At 55.2% G+C, this 25,310-nt stretch carries 20 protein-coding genes; 13 read left to right on the top strand and 7 right to left on the bottom strand.

The window, feature by feature from the left end; all coding sequences use genetic code 11:
• Positions 1-22: 22 nt before the first annotated feature.
• Entirely contained in the window at positions 23-1,303 is a 1,281-nt protein-coding gene (locus RBH33_RS01880) for a citrate synthase (protein ID WP_306730424.1), read from the bottom strand.
• 582 nt (positions 1,304-1,885) lie between these two features.
• On the opposite strand from RBH33_RS01880, the gene sdhC reads away from it, so the two are divergent.
• The 9 genes from sdhC (at position 1,886) to sucD (ending at position 13,406) form a co-directional block, all read left to right on the top strand.
• Positions 1,886-2,260: a succinate dehydrogenase, cytochrome b556 subunit gene (gene sdhC, locus RBH33_RS01885; RefSeq protein WP_306730425.1), complete on the top strand. Its 375-nt coding sequence runs from the start codon at positions 1,886-1,888 to the stop codon at positions 2,258-2,260.
• Positions 2,254-2,622 (top strand): succinate dehydrogenase, hydrophobic membrane anchor protein, encoded by a 369-nt coding sequence (gene sdhD / locus RBH33_RS01890; RefSeq protein WP_306730426.1) that lies wholly within the window; start codon positions 2,254-2,256, stop codon positions 2,620-2,622. Before sdhC ends, sdhD begins: the two co-directional genes overlap by 7 nt.
• Positions 2,623-2,625: 3 nt before the next feature.
• Complete coding sequence (gene sdhA, locus RBH33_RS01895; protein WP_306730427.1) at positions 2,626-4,389, top strand: succinate dehydrogenase flavoprotein subunit; 1,764 nt, start codon at positions 2,626-2,628, stop codon at positions 4,387-4,389.
• Positions 4,390-4,399: 10 nt separating this feature from the next.
• Positions 4,400-5,104 carry a succinate dehydrogenase iron-sulfur subunit gene (locus tag RBH33_RS01900; RefSeq protein ID WP_306730428.1) on the top strand — a complete coding sequence of 235 codons (705 nt, stop codon included), beginning with the start codon at positions 4,400-4,402 and terminating at the stop codon, positions 5,102-5,104.
• A gap of 364 nt (positions 5,105-5,468) precedes the next feature.
• Complete coding sequence (locus tag RBH33_RS01905) at positions 5,469-8,303, top strand: 2-oxoglutarate dehydrogenase E1 component (protein WP_306730429.1); 2,835 nt, start codon at positions 5,469-5,471, stop codon at positions 8,301-8,303.
• 72 nt (positions 8,304-8,375) lie between these two features.
• Positions 8,376-9,644 carry a 2-oxoglutarate dehydrogenase complex dihydrolipoyllysine-residue succinyltransferase gene (gene odhB, locus RBH33_RS01910; RefSeq protein ID WP_306730430.1) on the top strand — a complete coding sequence of 423 codons (1,269 nt, stop codon included), beginning with the start codon at positions 8,376-8,378 and terminating at the stop codon, positions 9,642-9,644.
• Positions 9,645-9,733: 89 nt separating this feature from the next.
• Complete coding sequence (gene lpdA / locus RBH33_RS01915) at positions 9,734-11,173, top strand: dihydrolipoyl dehydrogenase (protein WP_306730431.1); 1,440 nt, start codon at positions 9,734-9,736, stop codon at positions 11,171-11,173.
• A 194-nt stretch (positions 11,174-11,367) separates the two neighbouring features.
• Entirely contained in the window at positions 11,368-12,534 is a 1,167-nt protein-coding gene (gene sucC, locus RBH33_RS01920; RefSeq protein ID WP_306730432.1) for an ADP-forming succinate--CoA ligase subunit beta, read from the top strand.
• Positions 12,534-13,406 carry a succinate--CoA ligase subunit alpha gene (sucD, locus tag RBH33_RS01925; RefSeq protein ID WP_306730433.1) on the top strand — a complete coding sequence of 291 codons (873 nt, stop codon included), beginning with the start codon at positions 12,534-12,536 and terminating at the stop codon, positions 13,404-13,406. The genes sucC and sucD overlap by 1 nt, the downstream gene beginning before the upstream one ends.
• Before the next feature lie 59 nt (positions 13,407-13,465).
• Here sucD and RBH33_RS01930 read toward each other — a convergent pair whose 3' ends face one another.
• Positions 13,466-14,047, bottom strand: coding sequence for a pseudouridine synthase (locus RBH33_RS01930; protein ID WP_306730434.1), 582 nt, complete (start codon positions 14,045-14,047; stop codon positions 13,466-13,468).
• Between the two features lie 128 nt (positions 14,048-14,175).
• Between RBH33_RS01930 and RBH33_RS01935 the strand changes: the two genes are divergently transcribed.
• Positions 14,176-16,410, top strand: coding sequence for an NADP-dependent isocitrate dehydrogenase (locus tag RBH33_RS01935; RefSeq protein ID WP_306730435.1), 2,235 nt, complete (start codon positions 14,176-14,178; stop codon positions 16,408-16,410).
• A gap of 139 nt (positions 16,411-16,549) precedes the next feature.
• Here RBH33_RS01935 and cspD read toward each other — a convergent pair whose 3' ends face one another.
• Entirely contained in the window at positions 16,550-16,828 is a 279-nt protein-coding gene (gene cspD, locus RBH33_RS01940) for a cold shock domain-containing protein CspD (RefSeq protein WP_306730436.1), read from the bottom strand.
• Between the two features lie 274 nt (positions 16,829-17,102).
• Between cspD and clpS the strand changes: the two genes are divergently transcribed.
• Together clpS and clpA are read left to right on the top strand one after the other, a co-directional pair.
• Positions 17,103-17,462 carry an ATP-dependent Clp protease adapter ClpS gene (gene clpS / locus RBH33_RS01945; protein WP_306730437.1) on the top strand — a complete coding sequence of 120 codons (360 nt, stop codon included), beginning with the start codon at positions 17,103-17,105 and terminating at the stop codon, positions 17,460-17,462.
• A 24-nt stretch (positions 17,463-17,486) separates the two neighbouring features.
• Positions 17,487-19,769 carry an ATP-dependent Clp protease ATP-binding subunit ClpA gene (gene clpA / locus RBH33_RS01950; protein ID WP_306730438.1) on the top strand — a complete coding sequence of 761 codons (2,283 nt, stop codon included), beginning with the start codon at positions 17,487-17,489 and terminating at the stop codon, positions 19,767-19,769.
• An 85-nt stretch (positions 19,770-19,854) separates the two neighbouring features.
• Here the strand turns inward: clpA and infA are convergent, their stop codons facing one another.
• The 4 genes from infA to trxB all read right to left on the bottom strand — a co-directional run bounded on the left by infA (position 19,855) and on the right by trxB (position 22,676).
• Positions 19,855-20,073 (bottom strand): translation initiation factor IF-1, encoded by a 219-nt coding sequence (gene infA / locus RBH33_RS01955; protein ID WP_049722125.1) that lies wholly within the window; start codon positions 20,071-20,073, stop codon positions 19,855-19,857.
• Between the two features lie 181 nt (positions 20,074-20,254).
• A complete protein-coding gene (locus tag RBH33_RS01960) occupies positions 20,255-20,962 on the bottom strand; it encodes an arginyltransferase (protein ID WP_306730439.1) in 708 nt (235 codons plus the stop codon).
• Positions 20,963-20,995: 33 nt separating this feature from the next.
• A complete protein-coding gene (gene aat, locus RBH33_RS01965; protein WP_306730440.1) occupies positions 20,996-21,703 on the bottom strand; it encodes a leucyl/phenylalanyl-tRNA--protein transferase in 708 nt (235 codons plus the stop codon).
• Between the two features lie 25 nt (positions 21,704-21,728).
• Positions 21,729-22,676 (bottom strand): thioredoxin-disulfide reductase, encoded by a 948-nt coding sequence (trxB, locus tag RBH33_RS01970; protein WP_306730441.1) that lies wholly within the window; start codon positions 22,674-22,676, stop codon positions 21,729-21,731.
• Positions 22,677-22,893: 217 nt separating this feature from the next.
• Between trxB and RBH33_RS01975 the strand changes: the two genes are divergently transcribed.
• Entirely contained in the window at positions 22,894-25,233 is a 2,340-nt protein-coding gene (locus RBH33_RS01975) for a DNA translocase FtsK (protein ID WP_373568210.1), read from the top strand.
• Positions 25,234-25,310 lie beyond the last annotated feature (77 nt).

The following is a 25,310-nucleotide window of genomic DNA, read 5'->3' on the forward strand; positions in this document are numbered from 1 at the left end:
TTTTTGTACGCGATTGTTGAGCTTATTTGCTCGGGTATTCGCGCGTGGTGTAGCCGGTGTACCGCTGGCGCGGGCGGCCGATTTTGTACGGTGCGCTGACCATTTCATTCCAGTGGGCGTACCAGCCAGCGGCGCGGCCAGTGGCAAAAATTACCGTGAATGCCTCGGGCGGTATACCGATGGCTTTCATGATAATGCCGGAGTAGAAATCCACGTTCGGATAGAGTTTCTTCTGAATAAAGTACTCATCTTCCAGAGCGATTTTTTCCAGACGAGTAGCAATGGCTAACAGTGGGTCGTCCGCCAGGCCGAGCTCAGAGAGAACTTCATCGCAAGTTTGTTTCATTACTTTGGCGCGCGGGTCAAAATTCTTGTAGACGCGGTGCCCGAAACCCATGAGTCGGAAGGGGTCGCTCTTGTCTTTTGCCTTGGCCACGTAAGTGTCAATGTTATCCACGCTGCCAATTTCCTGCAGCATGGTCAATACAGCCTCATTGGCACCGCCGTGGGCTGGGCCCCAAAGTGTGGCAATACCGGCAGCGATGGCGGCAAACGGGTTAGTGCCGGAGGAGCCGGACAGGCGTACTGTGGAGGTGGACGCATTCTGTTCGTGATCGGCGTGTAGCAGGAAAATACGCTCCATGGCTTTGGCCAAAACCGGGCTTACTTTAGCGGCTTCGCCTGCTTTACCGAAGGTCATGTGCAAGTAGTTTTCGGCATAACCTAGGCTGCTGTCAGAGGCAACAAACTCTTCGCCTTGGCGATGCTTGTGAACCATGGCCGCGAGTGTGGGCATCTGGCCAATCAACCGATACGCGGTGGTCAGGCGGTCTTCTTCTTTGGTGATGTCCAGAGTTTCGTGGTAAACCGCTGCCAACGCCCCAACGGCACTGCACATAATGGCCATGGGGTGAGCATCTTGCTTGAAGGTTTTGATCAGGGCGGCGACGGATTCGTCAACTTGGGAGTGTGATTTAACGGCTTGGGAGAATTCTTCACGTTGTTCGTTGGAGGGAAGTTCGCCGTTCAATAGTAGATAGCAGGTTTCCAGGTAGTCAGAATGTTCGGCCAGTTGTTCGATCGGGTAGCCGCGGTGGAGCAATACGCCTTTGGCTCCATCAATGTAGGTAATTTTCGACTCGCAGGCGGCGGTGGACATAAAGCCCGGGTCGTAGGTGAAGAAGCCTTTCTTGGTTAGGCTGGTGACATCGATTACGTCGGGGCCGGCAGAACATGGATAAATGGGCAGGTCTATGGACGCATCCAGGCCGTCGACACTTAACCGTGCTTTTCTGTCAGTCATTACGGACTCCTGTAATTACAAACTATAGGGCTTCCGGTAATGGCAGGATGGCCAGACCGGTCAACTCACTGGGGATAACTACTTATTACGGCCATTGACGCCAAGGTTTCCCTGCGTCGAGGCAATTAGGTGGCCGCATTATAGAGGAGTGAGCGCCGCTCGGATAGCTTTTGGGGGGAGTAGCGGCCCGAAAGCATCGCATTGGTGCCTACTTTCAGGCTCAAACAGCCGCACCCTGGGGGCTCGGCGACCGCCACTTTTTTTTGCATTTCTCAATGCGTTATTTTGCGCCCAAAAATGGGGCGGTGTGACTGCTCGAAAGTGGGGCGTTTCACCTTTGTGGGGCACGTTTGGCGCACAGCTTTGGGTTTGTGTTTCGGTGCCGTACTCTCTATAATACGCCGCGACTCGCGGGACCTGAGACGTCAGGCTCGATACGCTGTTCAGTGTGTTTACCAGGAGGTGGGCGCCGTCTTGGCCCAGCATTAGGAACACAGTGGAAATCGCGCGCTCGCAGGATGATTCTAGCGCTTAGCGCCGCCCCCTAAACCTGCCCCTTGGGCCAGAAGGTGACTTTCAATCGTGAAAAACCAACGACCCGTCAATCTCGATCTGACCAAGTTTTCTTTTCCTCTCGCCGCCATCGTCTCCATTCTTCATCGCATCTCGGGCGTCTTTACTTTCGCAGGTGTGGCGATTCTGCTTTGGCTGCTCGATGCCAGCCTCGCTTCAGAAGATCGTTTTTTCGCGCTCCAGGAAACACTCACGCAGCCGCTTTGGCAGTTCGTGATCTGGACTGTGTTAGCCGCTTTGGCTTACCACGTGGTCGCGGGTGTACGCCACATGCTGATGGATGTGGGCATTGGTGAGAGTTTGAAAGGCGGGCGCAGAGGCGCACAGTTGACCGTGGTATTGGCCGTGGTCTTGATGATTCTGGCAGGAGTATGGGTATGGTAACCACCGTGACAAGTTTGGGCCGTAGCGGCGTTGCCGACTGGCTGCTGCAGCGCGTGAGCGCGCTGATTATGCTCGCGTATACGATATTTCTTGTGGGCTATATTCTGTTAACACCAGAGCTGGACTACACCCAATGGCGGGCACTGTTTGATCAGCTTTGGATGCGTATTTTTAGCTTGATTACTTTGATCTCCATCGTGGGTCACGCCTGGATCGGACTTTGGATCGTGTTAACCGACTATCTGACGGAGCGGGTGATGGGCGGCAAGGGCACGGTGCTGCGGCTTCTGTGTCAGCTGTTCCTGGGGCTCGTGGCCGTGACATATACCCTTTGGGGTATCGAAATTATTTGGGGATTCTAAGTTATGCGCACGATTTCTTTTGACGGTATCGTCATAGGTGGTGGTGGTGCGGGCATGCGGGCCGCTCTGCAGCTGGCCAAATCCGGCTTTAAAACCGCTGTGATCACCAAGGTATTTCCGACTCGCTCCCACACAGTTTCCGCCCAGGGTGGCATTACCTGCGCGATTGCCAGTGCCGATCCCCAAGACGACTGGCGCTGGCATATGTACGATACCGTTAAGGGATCGGACTATATCGGTGACCAGGATGCTATTGAGTATATGTGCTCCGTAGGTCCCGAAGCGGTCTTTGAATTGGAGCATATGGGCCTGCCATTCTCCCGTACTGAGGAAGGGCGTATCTATCAGCGTCCGTTCGGCGGCCAGTCCAAAGACTTTGGTCGCGGTGGTCAGGCCGCCCGCACCTGCGCGGCAGCTGATCGCACCGGCCACGCGCTGCTGCACACGCTTTATCAGAACAACATCAAAAGCAATACCGTCTTCTTGAATGAGTGGTACGCGGTGGATCTGGTTAAGAACCAGGACGGTGCCGTGGTGGGCGTAATCGCCATTAATATAGAAGACGGTGAAACTGTCTATGTGCGCTCCAAGGCGACCGTACTGGCCACCGGTGGCGCTGGTCGCATCTACGCATCCACGACCAATGCGCATATCAACACTGGCGACGGCGTTGGCATGGCTCTGCGCGCCGGCTTCCCGGTCCAGGATATTGAGATGTGGCAGTTCCACCCTACCGGCATCTACGGCGCCGGGACTCTGGTTACCGAAGGATGCCGGGGTGAAGGTGGATACCTGATCAATAAAGATGGCGAGCGCTTTATGGAGCGCTACGCGCCCAACGCCAAAGACCTCGCTGGCCGCGATGTAGTGGCCCGCTCCATGGTGTTGGAGATTCTCGAAGGCCGCGGTTGCGGCGAGAACGGCGATCACGTGCTGCTGAAGCTGGATCATCTGGGTGAGGAAGTGCTGGAAAGTCGTCTGCCAGGCATCTGTGAGTTGTCCCGGACCTTTGCCCACGTAGACCCGGTAAAAGCGCCTATCCCGGTCGTACCCACCTGTCACTACATGATGGGTGGTATTCCCACCAATGTGGACGGTCAGGCACTGACGCAGAATGCGGCTGGCGATTATGTGCCAATTGACGGCCTGTTTGCCTGTGGTGAAGTGGCTTGTGTATCGGTGCACGGCGCCAACCGCCTCGGAGGCAACTCTCTTCTGGATCTGGTGGTGTTCGGTCGAGCTTCCGGTCTGTACATCGAAAAAGCACTGCGCGAAGGCGTCGAATACCGGGAAGCCCGGGACAGCGACCTGGAAGAAGCGGGCGCGCGCCTCAACCGCCTGAACAACTCAGAGGGTGGCGAAGGTGCGGCCGTTCTGCGCAAAGAGCTGCAGGACGTTATGCAAAATCACTTCGGCGTCTTCCGCAAAGGCGAGTTTATGGAAGAAGGCATCAAGAAACTGGCCGCGCTGCGCAGTCGGATCGAAAATGTCGCGCTGGAAGATAAGAGTAACTCCTTTAACACCGCTCGCATTGAAGCGCTGGAGCTGCAAAACCTGTTGGAAGTGGCTGAGGCGACCGCCATTGCCGCCAACGAGCGCACCGAATCGCGCGGCGCCCACGCTCGAGATGATTATCAAGAGCGTGACGATAAGAACTGGCTGTGCCATTCCATGTATTTCCCCGCCGAGAAGCGGCTGGGCAAGCGGGGCGTGAACTTTGCGCCAACCAGCATGGAAGCCTTTGAACCTAAAGCACGTACTTATTAAGGGGCGGATGATGTTGAAGGTCGAAGTTTATCGCTATAATCCCGACACCGATAAGGCGCCCTACATGCAGTCCTATGAACTGGACACCCAGGGCAAGGACTTAATGGTGCTGGATGTGCTGGAGCTGCTTAAAGCTCAGGACCCGAGTCTGGCCTATCGCCGCTCCTGTCGTGAGGGCGTGTGTGGTTCCGATGGCATGAACATTAATGGTGTCAACGGTCTCGCGTGTATCAAGCCCTTGTCCGAGTGCGTTAAGAACAACAAACTGGTTCTGCGTCCTCTGCCTGGGTTACCGGTCATACGGGACTTGGTCATTGATATGAGCCAGTTTTACGAGCAATACCGCAAGGTTGAGCCTTATTTGCAGAACGATACACCGGCCCCGGCCATTGAGCGCTTGCAGTCACCGGAAGAGCGCGCCAAGCTGGACGGGCTCTATGAATGTATCTTGTGTGCCTGCTGCTCGACCGCATGCCCCTCGTTCTGGTGGAACCCGGACAAGTTTATTGGGCCCGCCGGCCTGTTACAGGCTTACCGGTTCCTGGCTGATAGCCGGGACAATGCGACGGAACAGCGCTTGTCCAAACTGGATGATCCGTTCAGCGTTTTCCGTTGCCGCGGCATTCAGAATTGTGTGGCCGTTTGCCCCAAGGGTTTGAATCCGACCCGGGCCATTGGGCATATCCGCACCATGCTGTTGCAAAGTGCGACTTGATACAGCGTTCTTGCTACGGGCCGATTAAAGGCTGGGGAACGCTACAACATTATTAGCTGATTCGCTGAGCGATTCGGACTGAAAAGCGCCATCAGGGCCAGCCCTATGGCGCGTTTGTGTATCTCCTGGTCTTGAAAGGGCCAGAGGTTGGAAGAAAAACATGGCTGCCGGCCTTAGGCGGCAGCCCCCAAGCGGCGCTTTTGCCACAAGCAGAAGACGTTATGTAGCTAACAGCTATTGAATCAATAGCAGGGGATCGTCGGGGAACACCCGATTTGACCGCAGGCGATGCAGCCGGTCAGGTAGTAAGTGCAGGCACTCGGCTGTGCCCAGAGGTGAAGTTCCCCATGACAAGGTGGGTGTAATGCAAGACAGCATCATGGAGCATTTTTGGCGTAGTTCTCATATCTCCGGAGGCAATGCAGCCTACGTTGAAGATCTGTACGACCAGTACCTGCACGATCCAAACGCCGTCTCCGAGGAGTGGCGACGTTACTTCGATCAGCTTCCCCGTGTTCAAGGTGTTGTGACCCAGGACGTTCCTCACTCCGTCATCCGCGCGCAATTTGAGCGCATGGCCAAGAGCCAGGTGCCCACCGCCGCCGCCACCGTGGCGGGCTCGGTCAGCGTCGAGCACGAGCGCAAACAAGTCAAAGTCCTACAACTGATTAGCTCCTACCGTTTCCGCGGCCACCAAAAGGCTCAATTAGACCCCTTGGCGCTCATGGAGCGGGAGCGGGTTCCTGATCTGGAGTTGAGTTTTCACGGTTTGACCCAGGCCGATCTGGATACCGTCTTCAATACGGGAAATCTGTTTATCGGTGCGGAGGAAGCGCCGCTACGTGAAATTATCGACGCTTTGGAAAAGACCTATTGCGGATCTCTGGGCCCAGAGATTATGCATATCACCAACTTCGCCGAAAAACAGTGGCTTCAGCAGCGCCTGGAGAGTGTGCGTTCGCGTCCGCAGTACAGTGACGAACAGCGCATCCACGTGCTTGATCGCCTGACCTCTGCCGAAGGGTTGGAGCGGCACCTGGACAGCAAATACCCCGGCACCAAGCGTTTTGGTCTGGAAGGCGGCGAGAGCTTCATTCCCTTGGTTGATACTGTGATTAACCGCGCTGGAGAGTACGGTGCCAAGGAAATCGTTCTGGGTATGGCTCACCGGGGACGGTTAAACACTTTGGTGAATATCTTCGGCAAGAGTCCCTCCGAGCTGTTTGGAGAATTTGAAGGCACCAAACGTTTGGTGGACACCTCCGGCGACGTGAAATACCACCAGGGGTTTTCCTCCAACGTTATGACGCCTGGCGGCGAGATGCACATGGCCATGGCCTTTAACCCCTCCCACCTGGAAATTGTTTCCCCGGTGGTCGAAGGGTCAGTCCGTGCTCGGCAGGCTCGCCGCAATGACGATACGGGCGCGCGCGTGTTGCCTATTGTGGTGCACGGTGATGCGGCGTTTGCGGGGCAGGGCGTGGTGATGGAAACCTTCCAAATGTCCCAAACCCGCGCTTACGGTACCGGTGGCACGGTGCACCTGGTCATCAATAACCAAGTGGGCTTCACCACCAGTAAGCGCGAAGATTTGCGCTCCACCGAATACTGTACTGACGTCGCCAAAATGGTTGAGGCGCCCATTTTCCACGTGAACGGGGACGACCCTGAGGCCGTACTGTTCGCAGCTCAGTTGGCCACCGATTACCGCTACGAATTCAAAAAAGACGTCGTCATTGATTTGGTTTGTTACCGTCGTCGTGGTCACAATGAAGCAGACGATCCATCCGCCACTCAACCGCTGATGTATCAAACCATCCGCAAGCACAAGACCACACGCGGCCTCTATGCTGAAAAGCTGATTGAAGCCGGCGTGGTGACGGCAGAAAAAACTGAACAGATGATGGACAACTACCGGGCCGCGCTGGACCGGGGCGAAAACGTCGCCAACGGCGTGGTTAGCGAGCCCGATCGTACCTTGTTTGTGGATTGGTCCCCCTACATCGGCCACGACTGGAACACCCCTGGAGACACCAGCTATCCGCTCAAGCGTTTGCAGGAGCTGGGCCACAAGATGTGCGAGATCCCCGATGGCATAGTGGTGCAAAAGCAGGTGACCAAAATCTACAGCGACCGCCGTAAAATGGCCGGTGGCGCACTGCCCATTAATTGGGGCATGGCGGAAACCTTGGCATACGCCACACTGCTGGATGAAGGTTATGAAGTGCGGCTCACTGGCCAGGATGTACGCCGGGGCACTTTTTCCCACCGCCACGCTACGGTACACAATCAAAAGGACGCTACCGCGTACACACCCCTAAACCGTTTGAAAGAAGGGCAGCCGTCTTTCGAGTTGTACGACTCCTTCTTGTCGGAAGAAGCCGTGCTGGCGTTCGAGTACGGTTACGCCACCACAGCTCCCAAGGGCTTGGTCATTTGGGAAGCGCAGTTTGGTGATTTCGCCAACGGTGCTCAAGTGGTTATCGATCAGTTTATAACCAGCGGCGAGCACAAATGGGGTCGGCTTTGCGGCCTCACCATGCTGTTGCCCCACGGTTATGAAGGGCAGGGTCCGGAACATTCATCAGCGCGTTTGGAGCGATTCCTACAATTGTGTGCCGAGCACAATATTCAGGTTTGCATTCCCACCACGCCAGCGCAAGTGTTCCACATGTTGCGTCGGCAGGTCATTCGGCCCATGCGGCGTCCGCTGGTGGTGATGAGTCCCAAATGGATTTTGCGCCACAAGTTGGCTACCTCCAGTCTGGAAGACTTGGCCAATGGTTACTTCCATACCGTTATCGCTGACGAGCAAATGGAGCCGGAAAAAGTCAAACGGGTTATTCTCTGCAGCGGCAAGGTATACTACCACCTGCTTGAAGAGCGCATGGCGCGTGAGATCGACAACATTGCCCTGGTCCGGCTCGAACAGCTTTATCCGTTCCCTGAAGATGCGCTGAAGCATGTGCTCGAACCCTATAGCGGCCTGCAGGACGTGGTTTGGTGCCAGGAAGAGCCTATGAACCAGGGCGCCTGGTACCATAGCCAGCATCATATGCGCCGGGTTGTGTACGATCACGATCCTAAGTTGCCGTTAACCTATGTGGGGCGCGATCCCTCAGCGGCACCGGCGGCAGGCTACGCCTCGGTACATCTGGAAGAACAGAAACGTTTTATTAATCAAGCTCTGAGCATTTAAACGACCTTCGCATAGCAGGCTGTTGTAGTCATATGTGCGACAAAGAATTACAGCGAAAGCTAAGGACAATCAATGAGTACTGATATTAAAGCTCCCCAGTTTCCTGAGTCGGTGCAGGACGGCTCCATCGCCACCTGGCACAAAAAGGTTGGCGAACCGGTCTCCCGTGATGAATTGCTTGTCGACATCGAAACTGACAAGGTTGTGATGGAAGTGGTCGCGCCCGCCGATGGCAGTCTGACCGAAATCCTCAAGGACGAAGGGGATACGGTTCAAAGCACTGAAGTCATTGCCAAATTTAAAGAAGGTGCGGCGGATAAAGGATCCTCTGACGACAAAGGTGGCAAAGAAAAAGGAGAGCAGAAGGACAAAGGGGAAAAAGCCAAAAGCAAAGAAGACGAAGGAAAAAAAGATCAGGCCAAAGACGGTAAGCAGGAAGAAGAGAAACTGCTCAGCCCTGCGGCTCGCCGAATTGCCGACGAGAACAACATTGATCCTCAAAGCGTTCCGGGCACAGGTAAAGACGGTCGGGTAACCAAAGAGGATGTGGTGAGTTTCCTGAGTTCCGGTAGCAAGGCGTCGAGTGAGTCCGCCGCGCAACCAGCTGGCGAAGCAGCAGAAGTAGCGGTGACGGGCGATCGCCCAGAAAAACGTGTACCTATGACCCGCCTGCGCAAGCGCATTGCGGAGCGCCTGTTGGAAGCCTCCAACACCACCGCTATGCTGACCACGTTCAATGAAGTCAATATGGCTCCTATTATGGAGCTGCGCGCTAAGTACAAAGACAAATTTGAGAAAACTCATGACGGCGCCCGTTTGGGTTTCATGGGCTTTTTCGTCAAAGCGGCGGTGGAAGCTTTGCGCCGCTTCCCCGCAGTAAACGCTTCAATTGATAACAACGACATCGTCTATCACGGTTACCAAGATGTTGGCGTAGCGGTGTCAACAGAGAAAGGGCTGGTGGTTCCGGTACTGCGCAACGCTCAGCACATGGGGCTGGCAGATATTGAAAGTACCGTGCGCGATTACGGCTTGCGTGCTCGCGACGGCAAGTTGAGCATTGAGGAAATGACCGGCGGTACCTTCACAATTACCAACGGTGGTGTGTTTGGTTCTCTGCTGTCCACCCCGATCCTGAATCTGCCCCAGTCGGCCATCCTGGGGATGCACAAAATTCAGGAGCGCCCCATGGCGGTCAATGGTGAAGTTAAGATTCTGCCGATGATGTACCTGGCCTTGTCTTATGACCACCGTCTGCTCGATGGCAAAGAAGCCGTGCAGTTTTTGGTTGCGATCAAAGACCTGCTCGAAGATCCGGCGCGCATACTGCTGGAAGTGTAAATGAGGGTACGGGCAGCCGAGCTGCCCGTTCTGTTTACGGGCTGGTAGGATTCTGATCAGCTCAGATTGCAAATTTGGGAAACAGAGATATGTCTGACAAATACGATGTGATAGTCATAGGTTCCGGCCCCGCCGGTTACGTGGCCGCGATTCGAGCGGCACAACTGGGCCTGAAAACCGCCTGCGTGGAAAAATGGGAAAACAAAGAAGGCAAGGGTGTAAACGGTGGTACCTGCTTGAACGTCGGCTGTATTCCCTCCAAAGCGCTGCTGGATAGCTCCCACAAGTATCACGAAGCCCATCAAGATTTTAAAACTCACGGCATAAACACCAAAGGCGTTAGCATCGACGTTTCCGCCATGCTGGAGCGCAAAGACAAGATCGTTAAACAACTGACGGGTGGTATTGCTTCGCTGTTTAAAGCCAACGGCGTCACCTCTATTTTTGGTACCGGCAAGCTGCTCGCCAACCGTCAGGTTGAAGTCACCGACAATAAGGGTAAAAAACAAACCTATTCGGCGGAGAATGTCATTCTCGCGTCTGGCTCGAGCCCGATCGATATTCCCGTGGCGAAAGTCGACAACAAAACCATTGTGAACTCCACTGGTGCTCTGGAATTTGACGCTGTACCCAAGCGCCTTGGCGTTATCGGTGGCGGTGTTATTGGTTTGGAGTTGGGCAGTGTCTGGGGCCGTTTGGGCGCTGACGTGGTGGTGTTGGAAGCGATGGATGACTTCCTGGCCATGATGGATCAGCAGGTCGCCAAAGAAACCTACAAAATCCTGACCAAGCAAGGCCTGGACATTCGTCTGAGTTGTCGCGTTACTGGTACGGAGACTAAGGGTAAGCAAGTCACTGTCACTTATACCGACAAAGACGGAAAAGACCAGAAAGAAGTTTTCGATAAGCTGATCGTTTCTGTTGGTCGTCGTCCCTATACGGAAGGGCTGTTGGCCGAAGACTCGGGCGTTAATCTGGATGAACGCGGTTTCGTCTACGTCAATGATCTCTGTGCTACAGACGCGCCTGGCGTTTGGGCCGTGGGCGATGTGGTGCGCGGTCCGATGCTCGCCCATAAAGGTTCCGAAGAAGGCGTGATGGTCGTAGAGCGTATAGCCGGCCAGAAAACCGTCATGAACTACGACATCATCCCCAACGTCATCTACACCCACCCGGAAGTTGCTTCCGTGGGTCGTACTGAAGAGCAAGTAAAAGCCGACGGCGAACCGTACAAAGTGGGTACTTTTCCCTTTGCCGCCAGCGGCCGAGCCATGGCCGCCAACGATACCGACGGTTTGGTAAAAATTATCGCCCACGCGGAAACGGATCGGGTGTTGGGCGCCCACATTGTGGGGCCAAGTGCCGCCGACTTGATTCAGCAAGTCGCTATCGCCATGGAGTTTGGTTCCAGCGCCGAAGATTTGGGCATGATGGTGTTTGGTCATCCCACACTTTCCGAGGCCGTACATGAAGCAGCGTTGGCCGTGCATGGTCATGCCATCCACATCGCCAACAAGAAGAAGCGCTAATAATAAAAAAATTGTGAACCGGTCGAATGGTGGCTGCGCTACTGCTCCTAGAGAGTAGATGAGTAGCGAAGCCAGGCATTGACCGGGGATTCATCCAAGGGGGCGGGTCTGAGTCAGACCTGCCATTGGTAAATGATATGTTGGTGTGCTGCCGAAGCGGTGTCGGGCCAACAGTGGACATTTGGAATAACGTCATGAATTTGCATGAGTATCAAGGTAAGCAGTTGTTTGCTCAATATGGCTTGCCAGTTTCCAACGGCGTGGCCGCTCAAACACCGGCAGAGGCCGTTGCCGCAGCTGCCACCATCGGTGGTGATAAGTTTGTGGTTAAGGCCCAGGTACACGCTGGTGGCCGCGGTAAAGCCGGTGGTGTCAAACTGGTAAAAACCAAAGCGGAAATCGAAGCGTTCGCCAAGCAGTGGCTCGGCAACAACCTGGTTACCTACCAAACCGATGAAAAAGGCCAGCCGGTCAGCCGTATTCTCGTGGAAACGTGCACGGATATTGATCAGGAACTGTATCTGGGTGCGGTAGTGGACCGTTCCAGTCGTCGCATCGTATTTATGGCCTCCACAGAAGGTGGCGTAGAGATCGAAAAAGTCGCGGAAGAAACGCCCGAGAAGATTCTTAAAGCTACGGTTGATCCGCTGGTCGGTGCACAGCCTTATCAAGGCCGGGATCTGGCGTTCAAGCTGGGTCTGGAAGGCAAGCAAGTGGGTCAATTCGTGAAAATTTTTCTCGGCTTGGCGAAACTGTTCCAAGAAAAGGATGTGGCACTGATCGAAGTTAACCCCTTGGTGATTACTCCCGCGGGCGACCTTCACTGTCTGGACGCCAAGGTCGCTATCGACGGCAATGCGCTTTACCGTCATCCGGACTTGCGTGAAATGCACGACCCCACCCAAGAAGATGAGCGTGAAGCGCATGCTGCAAAGTGGGAACTCAATTACGTAGCGCTGGATGGCAACATTGGCTGCATGGTGAATGGTGCTGGACTGGCTATGGGCACCATGGACATTGTTAAATTGCACGGCGGTGCGCCGGCTAACTTCCTGGATGTGGGTGGCGGTGCCACCAAAGAGCGCGTAGTTGAAGCGTTCAAAATCATCTTGTCCGATGAAAACGTGAAAGCCGTACTGATCAATATTTTTGGCGGCATCGTTCGCTGCGACCTGATTGCTGAAGGCGTCATTGGCGCAGTGGAAGAGGTGGGCGTCAAAGTCCCCGTGGTGGTTCGTCTTGAAGGCAACAATGCAGAGTTGGGAGCCAAGGTCCTGGCGGACAGCGGCCTGAATATCATTGCCGCAACCAGCTTGACTGACGCTGCTCAGCAAGTGGTTAAAGCAGCGGGGGGCAAATAATGAGTATTTTGATCAACAAAGACACCAAAGTGATCTGTCAGGGTTTCACTGGCGCTCAGGGCACCTTCCATTCCGAGCAAGCTATTGCGTACGGAACCAAAATGGTTGGTGGCGTAACCCCCGGTAAAGGCGGTCAGACGCATCTGGGCCTGCCGGTGTTTAACACCGTGGCAGAGGCGGTTGCCGAAACTGGCGCCGAGGCTTCTGTGATCTACGTACCCGCGCCGTTTTGCAAAGACTCCATCCTCGAAGCGGCCAACGCTGGTCTCAAGCTCATCGTGTGCATTACCGAAGGTGTACCCACGTTGGACATGCTCGCTTGTAAAGTGAAGTGTGACGAGCTGGGCGTGCGCTTGATCGGGCCAAACTGCCCGGGTGTGATTACTCCGGATGAGTGCAAAATCGGCATTATGCCCGGCCACATCCACAAAGCGGGCCGAGTGGGCATTGTGTCTCGCTCCGGTACTTTGACCTACGAAGCGGTCAAGCAAACCACCGATCACGGTTTTGGCCAGTCCACCTGCGTGGGTATTGGCGGTGATCCGATTCCCGGATCCAGCTTTATCGATATCCTGCAGCTGTTCCAGGATGATCCGAAAACTGAAGCGATCGTTATGATTGGCGAAATCGGTGGTAGCGCCGAGGAAGAGGCGGCGGCCTTCATTAAAGCCAATGTCACCAAACCCGTGGTGTCTTACATTGCTGGTGTTACCGCGCCAGCAGGTAAGCGTATGGGCCACGCCGGTGCCATCATCGCTGGCGGTAAGGGTACAGCGGATGAAAAGTTTGCCGCTCTGGAAGACGCCGGGGTAAAAACCGTGCGCAGTCTCGCCGACATTGGCGATGCCCTGAAAGAAGTTACCGGCTGGTAACGATAAAAAAGGCGGCCAATGGCCGCCTTTTTTATGCCACCTACATAATGGCTACATCGCTAGCGCTTTGGTGTCCTTTTGGCCTGTGTACTTTTGGGCAAATGCACATTTTCAATTCGGTAGTTGCCGGGGCTCAGATCACCGAGTGACCAAGTACCGATCTTTGCTCGGACCAAGCGGAGAGTGGGATAACCTATCGCTGCGGTCATGCGGCGCACTTGGCGATTACGGCCCTCGGTGATGGTAAGTGCGAGCCAGCAGGTTGGGATGGACTTTCGCTCCCGCACAGGTGGATCCCGTAGCCACAAATCCGGCTCAGGAATCAGCTCGACTTTGGCGGGCCGTGTTTTGCCGTCTTTTAAGGTGACGCCTGCCGTTAGAGCTCGTAGAGACTCTGCGTCGGGTTGTCCTTCCACTTGCACCCAGTAGGTTTTGGGAAGCTTGTGCATCGGATGGGCGATTTGGTTCTGTATTTTACCGTCGTCCGTCAGCAGTAGCAGTCCTTCGGAGTCTCGATCGAGGCGTCCGGCCGGGTAGACACCCGCCAGCGGAATGAAATCCGCCAGAGTGGCGCGGCCATCGGCATCGGTGAATTGCGAAAGTACCCCAAAGGGCTTATTGAAAAGAATCAGCCGTGCCATAGGTTTTCTCTTAGCGGTTAACCTAGCCCTTGAGCAATGCGGAAAGCCTAGAGCGCTGGTATAATAGTGCGCGATTTATCGGGTTCAGCGAGCCATCGCGCGATCATTACGATTTTAATGGAGTAACTATGACTGACTCAAAAATTATTTACACCGAAACCGACGAAGCGCCAGCCCTGGCCACTTACTCGTTGCTCCCCATCGTTAGAGCGTTTGTTGAGCCCGAAGGGGTCGCCATAGAAACTCGCGATATTTCTCTGGCCGCGCGTATCCTGTCCCAGTTTCCCGACTATTTAAGCGAAGAGCAAAAAATAGCGGACCATTTGGCCGAGTTGGGAGAGTTGGCGACTAAGCCTGAAGCAAACATCATCAAGCTGCCCAACATCAGCGCCTCCCTGCCGCAACTGATCGCCGCCATCAAAGAACTGCAAGGTCAGGGTTACCCTCTGCCGAATTACCCGGACGAGCCCGCCAACGCCGAGCAAAAAGACATCAAAGCGCGTTACGACAAAGCCAAGGGCAGTGCCGTGAACCCTGTTTTGCGCGAAGGCAACTCCGATCGGCGCGCACCGGCTTCCGTTAAACAGTATGTGCGCAACAACCCCCACCGCATGGGCCAGTGGCAGGCGGATTCAAAGACCCACGTGGCTCACATGTCCGAGGGTGACTTTTACGGCAGTGAACAGTCCGCACTGATTGAGCAAGCCGGAGCGGTAAAAATCGAGCTGACCACCGCCGATGGCAAGTCTCAGGTGTTAAAAGAAAAAGTATCCGTCCAAGCCGGTGAAATTATCGATGCGGCCGTGATGAGCAAAAATGCCTTGCGGCAGTTTTTGAAGGCGCAGATGGACGACGCGAAGCAGCAGGATATCCTGTTCTCTTTGCATCTGAAAGCTACCATGATGAAGGTCTCCGATCCCATTATTTTTGGCCACGCGGTATCGGTTTACTATGAGGACGTGTTCACGCGTCACGCCGACACGCTGAAAGAACTGGGTGTGGACGCCAACAACGGCATTGGCGATCTGTACGTGAAAATGCAGGAGTTGCCAGAGTTACCGGGCAATCCGCGTTCTGACTTGGTGTCTGATATCGAGGGCTGCTATGAGACCGGGCCTCGCCTGGCGATGGTGGACTCGGATAAAGGCATCACCAACCTGCACGTTCCCAACGATGTCATTATTGACGCCTCCATGCCAGCGATGATTCGCGACTCCGGAAAAATGTGGGGTGCCGATGGAGAGCGCTACGACGCCAAGGCCGTGATTCCTGATCGCTGCTATGCCAGCATCTATCAAGAAGTGATTGACGACTGCAAAACCAACGGTGCCTTCGATCCCACCACAATGGGGAGTGTTTCCAATGTGGGCCTGATGGCGCAGAAGGCCGAGGAATACGGATCACACGATAAAACCTTCGAAGTGCCCGCTAACGGCACCGTCAAGGTAACCGATGCCCAAGGGAACGTCCTGCTGGAGCATGCGGTGGAAGAGGGTGATATCTGGCGTATGTGCCAAGTGAAAGATGCGCCGGTGCGTGACTGGGTCAAACTGGCTGTGAATCGCGCTCGCGACAGCGGCGCGCCAGCGATCTTCTGGCTCGACTCCAAGCGCGCACACGATGCTCAAGTCATTCGCAAGGTGGAAGCCTACCTCAAGGATCACGATACCGATGGCTTGGAGATTCGCATACTGGCGCCTGTAGACGCCATGAGTTATTCCTTGGAGCGGATTCGTAAAGGCCAGGACACTATTTCGGTAACCGGCAACGTACTGCGCGATTACCTGACGGACTTGTTCCCCATCATGGAGCTGGGTACCAGCGCCAAGATGCTGTCCATCGTACCGCTTATGAACGGTGGCGGCCTGTTTGAGACCGGTGCTGGCGGCTCTGCTCCCAAACATGTGCAGCAATTTTTGAAGGAAAATCACCTGCGTTGGGATTCCTTGGGTGAGTTTCTGGCCCTGGTTGAGTCCTTGCGCCATTACGGTAAATTCACCCAAAATCCTCGCGCCTTGATCTTCGCCCAAGCGCTGGATGATGCCAATGCTCAATTCCTGGAGAGCAATCGCTCACCCTCGCGCAAGGTGGGAGAACTGGACAATCGCGGTAGCCATTTCTATCTGGCGCTGTACTGGGCGCAGGCCTTGGCCGCGCAAACGGAAGATACGGGCTTGCAAAGCCGCTTCGAAGCGATCGCCAAAGCCCTGACCGAGCAAGAGCAGCGCATTGTGGATGAGCTTAACGGTGCCCAGGGGCAGCCGGTGGATATCGGTGGTTATTACCACCCCAATCGGGATTTGGTGTCCAAGGCTATGCTTCCCAGCGAAACCTTTAATGCAATTCTGGCAGGACGCAACTGATACACATTAACCCGGCACTGAGTGCCGGGTTAGCATCAGTTTGCGTAATAGAGGTGCACACAGAAACCCCGAGTAAAAGCTCGGGGTTTTTTTATGGCTGAGCTGCACGGGTGGAGCTCGCTGGATACCACCAAAGGCGCTAGGAGTCGCTAGCGGCCAGCTCTTCGGCCATCGCTGACGGAGCTAAGTCAGGCGAAGGCGCCTGTTCGGTGGAATCTGAGGCCTTGATCTGGGTGGCGTGAAAGCCTTTGTCACCCTGAGTAACATCAAATTGGACAACCTGACCCGCTTTAAGGGTCTTGTATCCATCCATTTGTATCGCGGAATAGTGGGCGAACAAGTCCTCCCCTCCCTCGTCCGGCAGAATAAAGCCATAACCTTTGGCGTTATTGAACCACTTGACCGTACCTGTAGGCATGGGTTGAATCCTTCTTAGCCTTAGGGGCGGGGTGCTAAGCCCCGACACCTCATTATGATGAGTCTTATTGGTTTTTGGTGCAGTTGCTCCAGTTGATTGGTGTTTTTTTGAGCAACGAAGGGTGTTTTAACGAAAATTTACGTTCTTGTCAAGTTGAGCGACGGCGCCCGTGTGGTCCAGAGGCCCATCAGGTATAATGAACGGACAACGCTAAATGGGTTCCAACCCCTGGGCCCGCCAGTTTCTAATTAGGCTTTATTTTGCTGTGGGAAAAATGACTGACTTTCGACTAACCTTAATTAAAGCCTCGGAGCAGAATCCCGAGGAAGGCGACGTAGCGGTCCAGGAGGAAAAGCCCCAGCTTCGGCGCCCACCGATGTACAAGGTGGTGATGCTGAATGATGACTATACCCCCATGGATTTTGTGGTTGAAACCCTGGAGATGTTTTTTGCGATGTCCCGGGAAAAGGCTACGAAAATCATGATTTTAGTGCACACACAAGGCAAAGCCGTATGCGGCGTCTATACTCGGGATATAGCGGAAACTAAAGCAGCCCAAGTGAATCAATATGCAAAGGACAATGAGCATCCACTGTTGTGTGAGATCGAGGCGGTGGAAGACGAAGACCGATGATTCCGTTGCTAGAGGTTATCAGTGATGTTAAGTAAAGATCTGGAAGTTACCTTGAATCTGGCCTTCAAGGGCGCGCGCTCCAAGCGGCACGAATTTATGACCGTGGAGCACTTGCTACTGGCGCTGATCGATAACGAGTCGGCAGCCAATGTCTTGCGAGCCTGCGGCGCTGATTTAGGGATCTTGCGGCGCGAACTCATCGAGTTCGTTGATTCCACCACACCGCTCATCCCGGAAGGGGACTCCGAACGCGAAACCCAGCCGACATTGGGTTTTCAGCGCGTGCTACAGCGCGCCGTCTTCCATGTGCAGTCCTCCGGCAAACAGGAGGTAACGGGTGCGAATGTCCTGGTCGCCATCTTCAGTGAACAGGAAAGCCAGGCCGTTTATTACCTCAAACAGCAAAGTGTGGCTCGTATCGACGTGGTGAACTACATCACCCACGGGATCCATAAAGTGGCGGGCCAATCGGATCACGGCAATGACGGCGTTCAAGAGCAGCAGGATGAAGATGCCCTGGGCGGGGAGTCTTCCTCGCAGAGTCCGCTGGAGAGCTTTGCCTCCAATCTGAACGAGCAAGCCATGCAGGGGCGGATTGATCCTCTGGTGGGGCGCGAATTTGAAGTCGAGCGGGTCAGTCAAATCCTGTCGCGTCGGCGCAAGAACAACCCGCTGTTGGTGGGCGAGTCCGGCGTGGGTAAGACCGCCATTGCCGAAGGCCTGGCCAAGCGAATCGTCGACGGTAATGTCCCGGACGTGCTGGCGGATAGTGTCGTTTACTCGCTGGATATGGGCGCTCTGTTGGCGGGCACAAAATACCGCGGCGACTTTGAGAAACGTTTTAAAGGTCTGCTGAGTGAACTGAAAAAGCAGAAAAACGCCGTTCTTTTCATCGACGAGATTCATACCATCATTGGCGCTGGAGCTGCCTCCGGCGGCGTGATGGATGCTTCCAACCTACTCAAGCCGCTGTTGTCTTCGGGTGAATTGCGCTGCCTGGGTTCTACCACTTATCAAGAGTATCGGGGTGTGTTCGAAAAAGACCGCGCGCTCTCCCGTCGCTTCCAGAAAGTGGATGTTCCAGAGCCTACTGTGGACGAAACCTATCAAATTCTGAAAGGGCTGAAGTCCCGTTTCGAGCAACATCACGGCCTGCGTTACACGGACCCGGCTTTGCGCTCGGCAGCCGAGCTGTCGGAGCGTTACATCAATGACCGTTTTTTACCGGACAAAGCCATTGATGTGATTGATGAGGCAGGTGCTTACCAGCAGCTGCTGGCACCCAGCAAACGCAAAAAGAGCATTGGTGTTCCGGATATCGAAAAAATCGTCGCCAAGATTGCGCGCATTCCGCCTAAGAGCGTCTCTGCTTCCGATAAGGAGCAGCTGCGCAAATTGGACGAGAACTTGAAGATGACTGTCTTCGGGCAAGATGAGGCGATCGATACACTGGCGACGGCCATTAAGTTGTCCCGTGCTGGCTTAAGTTCTGATGAAAAGCCCATCGGTTCCTTCCTGTTTTCTGGCCCTACCGGTGTTGGTAAAACCGAGGTGAGCCGTCAGTTGGCCAAAACCATGGGCGTGGAGCTGATCCGCTTTGACATGTCTGAGTACATGGAACGGCATACGGTATCCCGTTTGATCGGTGCGCCTCCCGGGTATGTGGGTTTTGATCAGGGTGGGTTGCTTACCGATGCGGTGACCAAGCACCCGCACAGCGTGCTGTTGTTGGACGAAATCGAGAAGGCTCACCCCGAGGTGTTTAATCTGCTGTTACAGGTTATGGACCACGGTACTCTGACCGACAATAACGGCCGCAAGGCAGACTTCCGCAACGTGATTCTGATTATGACCACGAACGCGGGCGCGGAGGCCATGAGCCGGCCTTCCATAGGTTTCACCCGGCAGGATCACACGACCGACGGCAGCGAGGCGATTAAACGCACCTTTACGCCCGAGTTTCGCAACCGCCTGGACGCTATCGTTCAGTTTGGCGCTCTGACCCTGGACGTGATCAAAACCGTGGTGGATAAATTCCTGGTGGAACTGCAGGCCCAGTTGGACGAGAAACATGTGAGTCTTGAGGTTAGCAACGATGCCCGTGAGTGGCTTGCCAACCGGGGTTATGATGAAAAAATGGGCGCACGTCCCATGGCACGTCTAATCCAAGAGAAATTGAAAAAGCCTCTGGCGGAAGAGGTGTTGTTCGGTTCCTTGGCCAGCGGCGGCTCCATTAGTGTCGATGTGGATCCGGATTCTGACGAGCTGAAGCTTGATATTCGCGCCAAGGAGCGTGAGCCGGCCTAGAGGGGCCTGCTTGCGCGCTGAGCGAGTCAATTAAGGGGGCTTGGTTGTATCGGCCCCGGGAGGGCCGTCAGGCGCTGAAACTGTATCAGCGCGCGCGGTAGGTAATCCGACCTTTGCTCAGATCGTAGGGGGTCATTTCCACTTTTACTTTATCGCCGGTGAGAATGCGGATGTAGTTTTTCCGCATCTTGCCGGAGATGTGCGCGGTAACCACATGCCCATTTTCCAGCTTTACGCGGAAGGTGGTGTTGGGCAGGGTATCAATCACTTCCCCTTCAAATTCAATATTGTCTTCTTTTGCCATCCGGCGAATTCCTCACTTGCTCTACAGTCGACATCTAAGCTCTGCCTCCATGAGGCAGGCGAACTTATGCGGGCTTAAAAATAGGTCGTGAATTGTGCACTAAATGGGCCCAAAGGCCAAGAGGGGAAGGTGTAAAAGTGGCAGTTAGAGGCGGTTCCGGCCACCGGATTGCCGTTGAACGCTACCGAAGACGCATCCAACGGCGGTTGAGCAACATCTCCAAGGGGCGGTACTGAGTCTTGTATTCCATTTTTTGGCATTGTTTGATCCAGTAACCCAGATAAACATATTTCAGGCCCTGCTCCCGAGCGCGGTCTACTTGTGCCAGTATGCCGTAAACCCCGAGGCTGCGACGCTCCTCGCGACTGTCAAAGAAGGTGTATACGGCCGATAGTCCGTCCTCCAACTGATCGCACACAGCCACGCCCAATAAGCGCCCCTGCTGGCGGAATTCCAAATACCGGGTCAGCCCCCATTCGCTGCTGAGAAAGGCGTCGTACTGACTGCGCGAGGGCGGGTACATGTCGCCATCTTGGTGTCGGGTGGCTATGTAGTCCGCGTAGAGCGTGTAGTGTTCGTCGGTTCTTATGTTGTCGACGAACGTCAGTGTGAGATCCTGGTTGCGCCGCCAACAGCGTCGCTGGTTACGGTTAGGTTTGAAATCGTGCACCGGAATTCGGCAGGACACGCACGCCTGGCAATTGGCGCAATGAGGCCGGTACAAATGGCGTCCGCTACGGCGAAAGCCCAGCTCGGTCAATTGGCTGTACAGCCCTTTGTCAACCGGAGCATCAGGGTCAATAAAGAGAGTCGTCGCCTCCCGGTCATCCAGATAACTGCAGGGATGAGGCTGAGTGGCAAACAGCTTGAGATTGGACAGGTCAGACATGGCGTCATCCTCCCAGGTGGCGCTCCCCACCGACTACCAGTCGCGTGTGGCGCTGAGCGACCAGGGGCCCTTAAGTGAGGGTGTATGGGCACAGTCTAACAGTATTTGTTCGAAGTCTTCACGGGCTATTTCCTGTGCGCCCAAGGTAAACAAATGGTCGCTGGCCACCTGGCAATCAAGCACGGCAAAACGCCACTCGGCCAGTTGGCGCGCCAAATGAGTGAAGGCGACTTTGGAGGCGTTGTCGGCACGACTGAACATGGACTCGCCAAAAAATACCTTACCCAAAACCAGCCCGTACAGGCCGCCCACCAGTTGTTCGTCGCGCCACACCTCCACTGAATGGGCGTAGCCCATCTGGTGAAGCTCGGTGTAGGCATCAATCATGGCTGGGCCAATCCAGGTGCCGGAAGCGCCAGCACGGGGCGCCGCGCAGGCTTGCATCACCTCGGCAAAGGCCCGGTCGGACGTCACCGTAAAATCCCCGCGCCGCAAAACTTTGCGCAAACTGTGGGAGATGTGCAGCTGGTCGGGAAACACAACGGTGCGGGGGTTGGGTGTCCACCAAAGGATTGGCTGCCCCGGTTCAAACCAGGGGAAGATACCGCGACGGTAAGCGCTTAATAATCGCGCGGGGGAGAGGTCTCCCCCCGCCGCCAGCAGCCCATCGGGCTCAGCCAGCGCCGAGGAGGAGGGAGGAAAATCCAAGCTGTCGGCGGTCAGCCAGGGGATCTGAATCATAGGCAATCACATCCCCTGGTGCCGGTTAAAGATTGTCCAGATACTTTTCCGCATCCAGAGCGGCCATACAACCAACTCCAGCTGATGTCACAGCTTGGCGATAAATGTGATCCGAAACATCGCCGGCGGCGAACACGCCCGGTACACTGGTGGCGGTAGCGTTGCCGTTAAGCCCGCTTTTCACCGTGATGTAGCCATCTTTCATGTCCAACTGGCCGGCAAAAATGTCGGTGTTTGGCTTGTGACCAATGGCGATGAACACGCCCTGCACGTCGATGTCCTTAGTGGCCCCGGTAAGTTGACTCTTGATGCGCATACCGTTAACGCCAGTGTCATCGCCCAGGACTTCTTCCAAGGTGTGATCCCAGACCAAACGCACATTGCCGTTTTCCGCTTTGGCGAACAGCTTATCCTGGAGGATTTTCTCGGCGCGCAGCTTGTCACGACGGTGTACCAATACAACCTCACTGGCGATGTTGGAGAGGTACAGGGCCTCTTCCACGGCGGTATTACCACCGCCGATAACCGCCACTTTCTGGTCGCGGTAGAAGAAACCGTCACAGGTGGCGCAAGCGCTGACGCCTTTGCCCATAAAGGCCTGTTCCGACGGTAAACCCAGATACTGGGCAGAGGCGCCAGTGGCAATAATCAACGCATCACAGGTATAGGTATCAGAACCCATCAGCTTGAAAGGGTGTTGGCTCAGGTCCGTTTCATTGATGTGGTCGAATATGATCTTGGTGTCAAAGCGTTCAGCGTGCTCCTGCATTTGCACCATCAGATCTGGACCCTGCAGCTCCGGTGGGCCACCTGGCCAGTTTTCCACGTCTGTGGTGGTGGTCAGCTGACCGCCTTGCTGCATCCCGGTTATGATCACCGGATTCAGGTTAGCGCGCGCGGCATAGATGGCTGCGGTGTAACCCGCCGGGCCGGAACCGAGAATAATCAAACGGTGATGCTGTGCGTTGCTCATGTATGAGTCCTTAAGTATCGAAAGGGTGTATATGTCGAATGGCGCTCATCATAAGTGAATCACCAGGGGTGCGCAAAATTGTATGAGCCAATGCGATGTATTGGCGTAAACTATAAGCCGCCAGAGTGAGATAGGGCGGACCTGAAGATGTCACAGGGCTTTTGGCGAATGCCTCAGTGCCCTAGAATGCAGCTATTTATCCCACAGGAAGACAGTTTTGAGAGCCAAGTCCAGTCAAACAGTCGCCAAAGCCATGCCAGCAGCTGAGGGTATGGCGGTGCGAATCGTTAAAGAGGGTGCCTTGATCGGGTTGGCCGCGATCAGTTTATACCTGCTGTTGGCGTTGTTTACCTATCACCCTGGTGATCCCGGCTGGTCGCACACCGGTGATAACAGCCGTATTGAGAACGCTGGCGGACCGGCGGGCGCTTGGTTGGCGGACGTGAGTTTTTTGCTGTTCGGGTATCTGGCGTACTTGTTTCCACTGATGTTGGGCTATCGGGCGTGGCAAGTATTCCGGGGTCGGGACCACTCGCCCGGTGTCGATTGGGTGTTGTTGGTGCTACGTATTGTCGGGCTGATTCTGGTGATGGTGGCCGGGGCCGGTTTAGTGGCCATGCATTACCCCCAGGCCTCGGAACTGCCTTTTACCAATGGAGGCTTGTTGGGCGCCTCGGTTGCGGAGGGCGTGGAGAGCGCATTCAGTTACACCGGCGGTACGCTCTTGTTGCTGGCCGTGTTTTTATTTGGCCTGACCATTTTTACTGATTTGTCCTGGCTAAAGCTGATGGACGAAACCGGGCGGATCACGCTCTTGCTGGTCGCCAAGGTGCGCGAAGGTGCCATTCACTGGCAGCGTCAGCGCGAGGAACGAAAAGCCGCGCGTGAAGCGCAGCAACAGCGGCGCGAAGCGGTGGCCAAACACGTTAAAAGTGAAGCCAAGCGCGTGCCGCCTACCATTGGCACACCCGTGAAAAAGGCTCCGCCGAAACCGCCACCCGCGCGCCAAGCTTCTTTGTTTGAAAGTACGGATACGGACGCGCCCGAGGGCGATCTGCCGTCGCTGAAACTGCTGGACCCTGCCGATCCGCACAGCGACAAGGCATTTTCCAAAGAGTCGCTGGAAGCCATGTCCAAACTGTTGGAGCTTAAACTCAAGGACTTCAACATCGACATTGAAGTGGTTGAAGTGCAGCCGGGCCCAGTGGTCACGCGTTTTGAGATTCAACCAGCCCCGGGTATTAAAGCCAGCCGCATTACCAATTTGGCCAAGGATTTGGCCCGCTCCCTGGCGGTGATCAGCGTTCGGGTGGTGGAGGTCATTCCAGGCAAGTCGGTCATGGGTATTGAGATCCCCAACGAGCATCGGGAAATTGTGCGTCTGAGCGAAGTCCTGTCGTCGGATGTGTACGACAAATCCCGTTCTTTTTTGACCCTCGCCCTGGGACACGACATCTCAGGTCAGCCGGTGACTGCCGACTTAGCCAAAATGCCCCACCTGCTGGTGGCCGGTACTACCGGTTCGGGTAAGTCCGTGGGCGTAAACGTGATGCTGCTGAGCATGTTGTACAAGGCGTCGCCGGAGCAGGTTCGCCTGATGCTGGTGGACCCCAAAATGCTTGAGCTTTCTGTGTACGAAGGCATTCCCCACCTGCTGACACCCGTCATTACGGATATGAAAGACGCCGCCAACGGCTTGCGTTGGTGCGTGGGGGAAATGGAGCGCCGCTACAAACTGATGTCCGCTCTTGGGGTGCGTAACCTGACCGGCTATAACCGGAAGGTTGAAGATGCCCGCCGAGCAGGCAACCCGATTCTCGATCCTTTATGGAAACCCGACGAACATTTTGAAGCGGGAGAGGATCAGGCTCCCGCACCTGAATTGAGTACCCTGCCCACTATCGTGGTGGTGATCGACGAATTCGCCGATATGATCATGATCGTCGGCAAAAAAGTCGAGCAACTGATCGCCCGTATTGCACAAAAGGCCAGGGCGGCGGGAATTCATTTGATTTTGGCGACTCAAAGGCCTTCGGTGGACGTAATTACCGGCTTAATTAAAGCCAACGTACCGACTCGTATGGCGTTCCAAGTGTCGTCCAAAGTGGACTCCCGGACCATTCTGGATCAGGGCGGCGCCGAGCAACTTCTGGGGCACGGTGACATGTTGTACCTGCCGCCGGGCACCAGTTTGCCGGTGCGTGTGCATGGTGCCTTTGTGGACGACCACGAAGTGCACAAGGTGGTCGCCGATTGGAAAAAACGCGGTGCGCCGGAATACATTGACGGCATTACTGATGACAGTACCAACAGCATCCCCGTGCCTGGGTTGGGCGGTGGTGACGAGGAAGGCTCCGATGGAGAAGGCGATGCCCTTTACGATCAGGCGGTGGCCTGCGTGATTGAATCCCGCAAAGCATCCATTTCCTCCGTGCAACGCAAACTGCGCATTGGTTACAACCGCGCCGCCCGGTTGATCGAAACCATGGAAGCGGCGGGCGTTGTATCCGAGCCCGGCCACAACGGTAATCGGGAAGTGCTGGTGCCTAAAAACTAACACCCGTGTGTTGGGTGTTCAACGAATAACCGGGAGAGAATTCCCTGCCTACCTCAAGCAGGGCATTCTTTCCTTCC

Source organism: Marinimicrobium hydrolyticum, from assembly GCF_030848505.1.
Lineage (GTDB): Bacteria > Pseudomonadota > Gammaproteobacteria > Pseudomonadales > Cellvibrionaceae > JAVDDU01.

What these genes read in the sequence shown, in the direction of transcription:
- trxB (WP_306730441.1), bottom strand. Translation starts at nt 22,676, where the DNA reads ATGAGCAACGCACAGCATCACCGTTTGATTATTCTCGGTTCCGGCCCG.
- RBH33_RS01900 (WP_306730428.1), top strand. Translation starts at nt 4,400, where the DNA reads ATGTTGAAGGTCGAAGTTTATCGCTATAATCCCGACACCGATAAGGCG.
- odhB (WP_306730430.1), top strand. Translation starts at nt 8,376, where the DNA reads ATGAGTACTGATATTAAAGCTCCCCAGTTTCCTGAGTCGGTGCAGGAC.
- clpS (WP_306730437.1), top strand. Translation starts at nt 17,103, where the DNA reads ATGACTGACTTTCGACTAACCTTAATTAAAGCCTCGGAGCAGAATCCC.
- cspD (WP_306730436.1), bottom strand. Translation starts at nt 16,828, where the DNA reads ATGCCTACAGGTACGGTCAAGTGGTTCAATAACGCCAAAGGTTATGGC.
- sdhA (WP_306730427.1), top strand. Translation starts at nt 2,626, where the DNA reads ATGCGCACGATTTCTTTTGACGGTATCGTCATAGGTGGTGGTGGTGCG.
- aat (WP_306730440.1), bottom strand. Translation starts at nt 21,703, where the DNA reads ATGATTCAGATCCCCTGGCTGACCGCCGACAGCTTGGATTTTCCTCCC.
- sucC (WP_306730432.1), top strand. Translation starts at nt 11,368, where the DNA reads ATGAATTTGCATGAGTATCAAGGTAAGCAGTTGTTTGCTCAATATGGC.
- infA (WP_049722125.1), bottom strand. Translation starts at nt 20,073, where the DNA reads ATGGCAAAAGAAGACAATATTGAATTTGAAGGGGAAGTGATTGATACC.
- RBH33_RS01905 (WP_306730429.1), top strand. Translation starts at nt 5,469, where the DNA reads ATGCAAGACAGCATCATGGAGCATTTTTGGCGTAGTTCTCATATCTCC.
- RBH33_RS01960 (WP_306730439.1), bottom strand. Translation starts at nt 20,962, where the DNA reads ATGTCTGACCTGTCCAATCTCAAGCTGTTTGCCACTCAGCCTCATCCC.
- RBH33_RS01880 (WP_306730424.1), bottom strand. Translation starts at nt 1,303, where the DNA reads ATGACTGACAGAAAAGCACGGTTAAGTGTCGACGGCCTGGATGCGTCC.
- RBH33_RS01930 (WP_306730434.1), bottom strand. Translation starts at nt 14,047, where the DNA reads ATGGCACGGCTGATTCTTTTCAATAAGCCCTTTGGGGTACTTTCGCAA.
- RBH33_RS01935 (WP_306730435.1), top strand. Translation starts at nt 14,176, where the DNA reads ATGACTGACTCAAAAATTATTTACACCGAAACCGACGAAGCGCCAGCC.
- sdhD (WP_306730426.1), top strand. Translation starts at nt 2,254, where the DNA reads ATGGTAACCACCGTGACAAGTTTGGGCCGTAGCGGCGTTGCCGACTGG.
- clpA (WP_306730438.1), top strand. Translation starts at nt 17,487, where the DNA reads ATGTTAAGTAAAGATCTGGAAGTTACCTTGAATCTGGCCTTCAAGGGC.
- sucD (WP_306730433.1), top strand. Translation starts at nt 12,534, where the DNA reads ATGAGTATTTTGATCAACAAAGACACCAAAGTGATCTGTCAGGGTTTC.
- lpdA (WP_306730431.1), top strand. Translation starts at nt 9,734, where the DNA reads ATGTCTGACAAATACGATGTGATAGTCATAGGTTCCGGCCCCGCCGGT.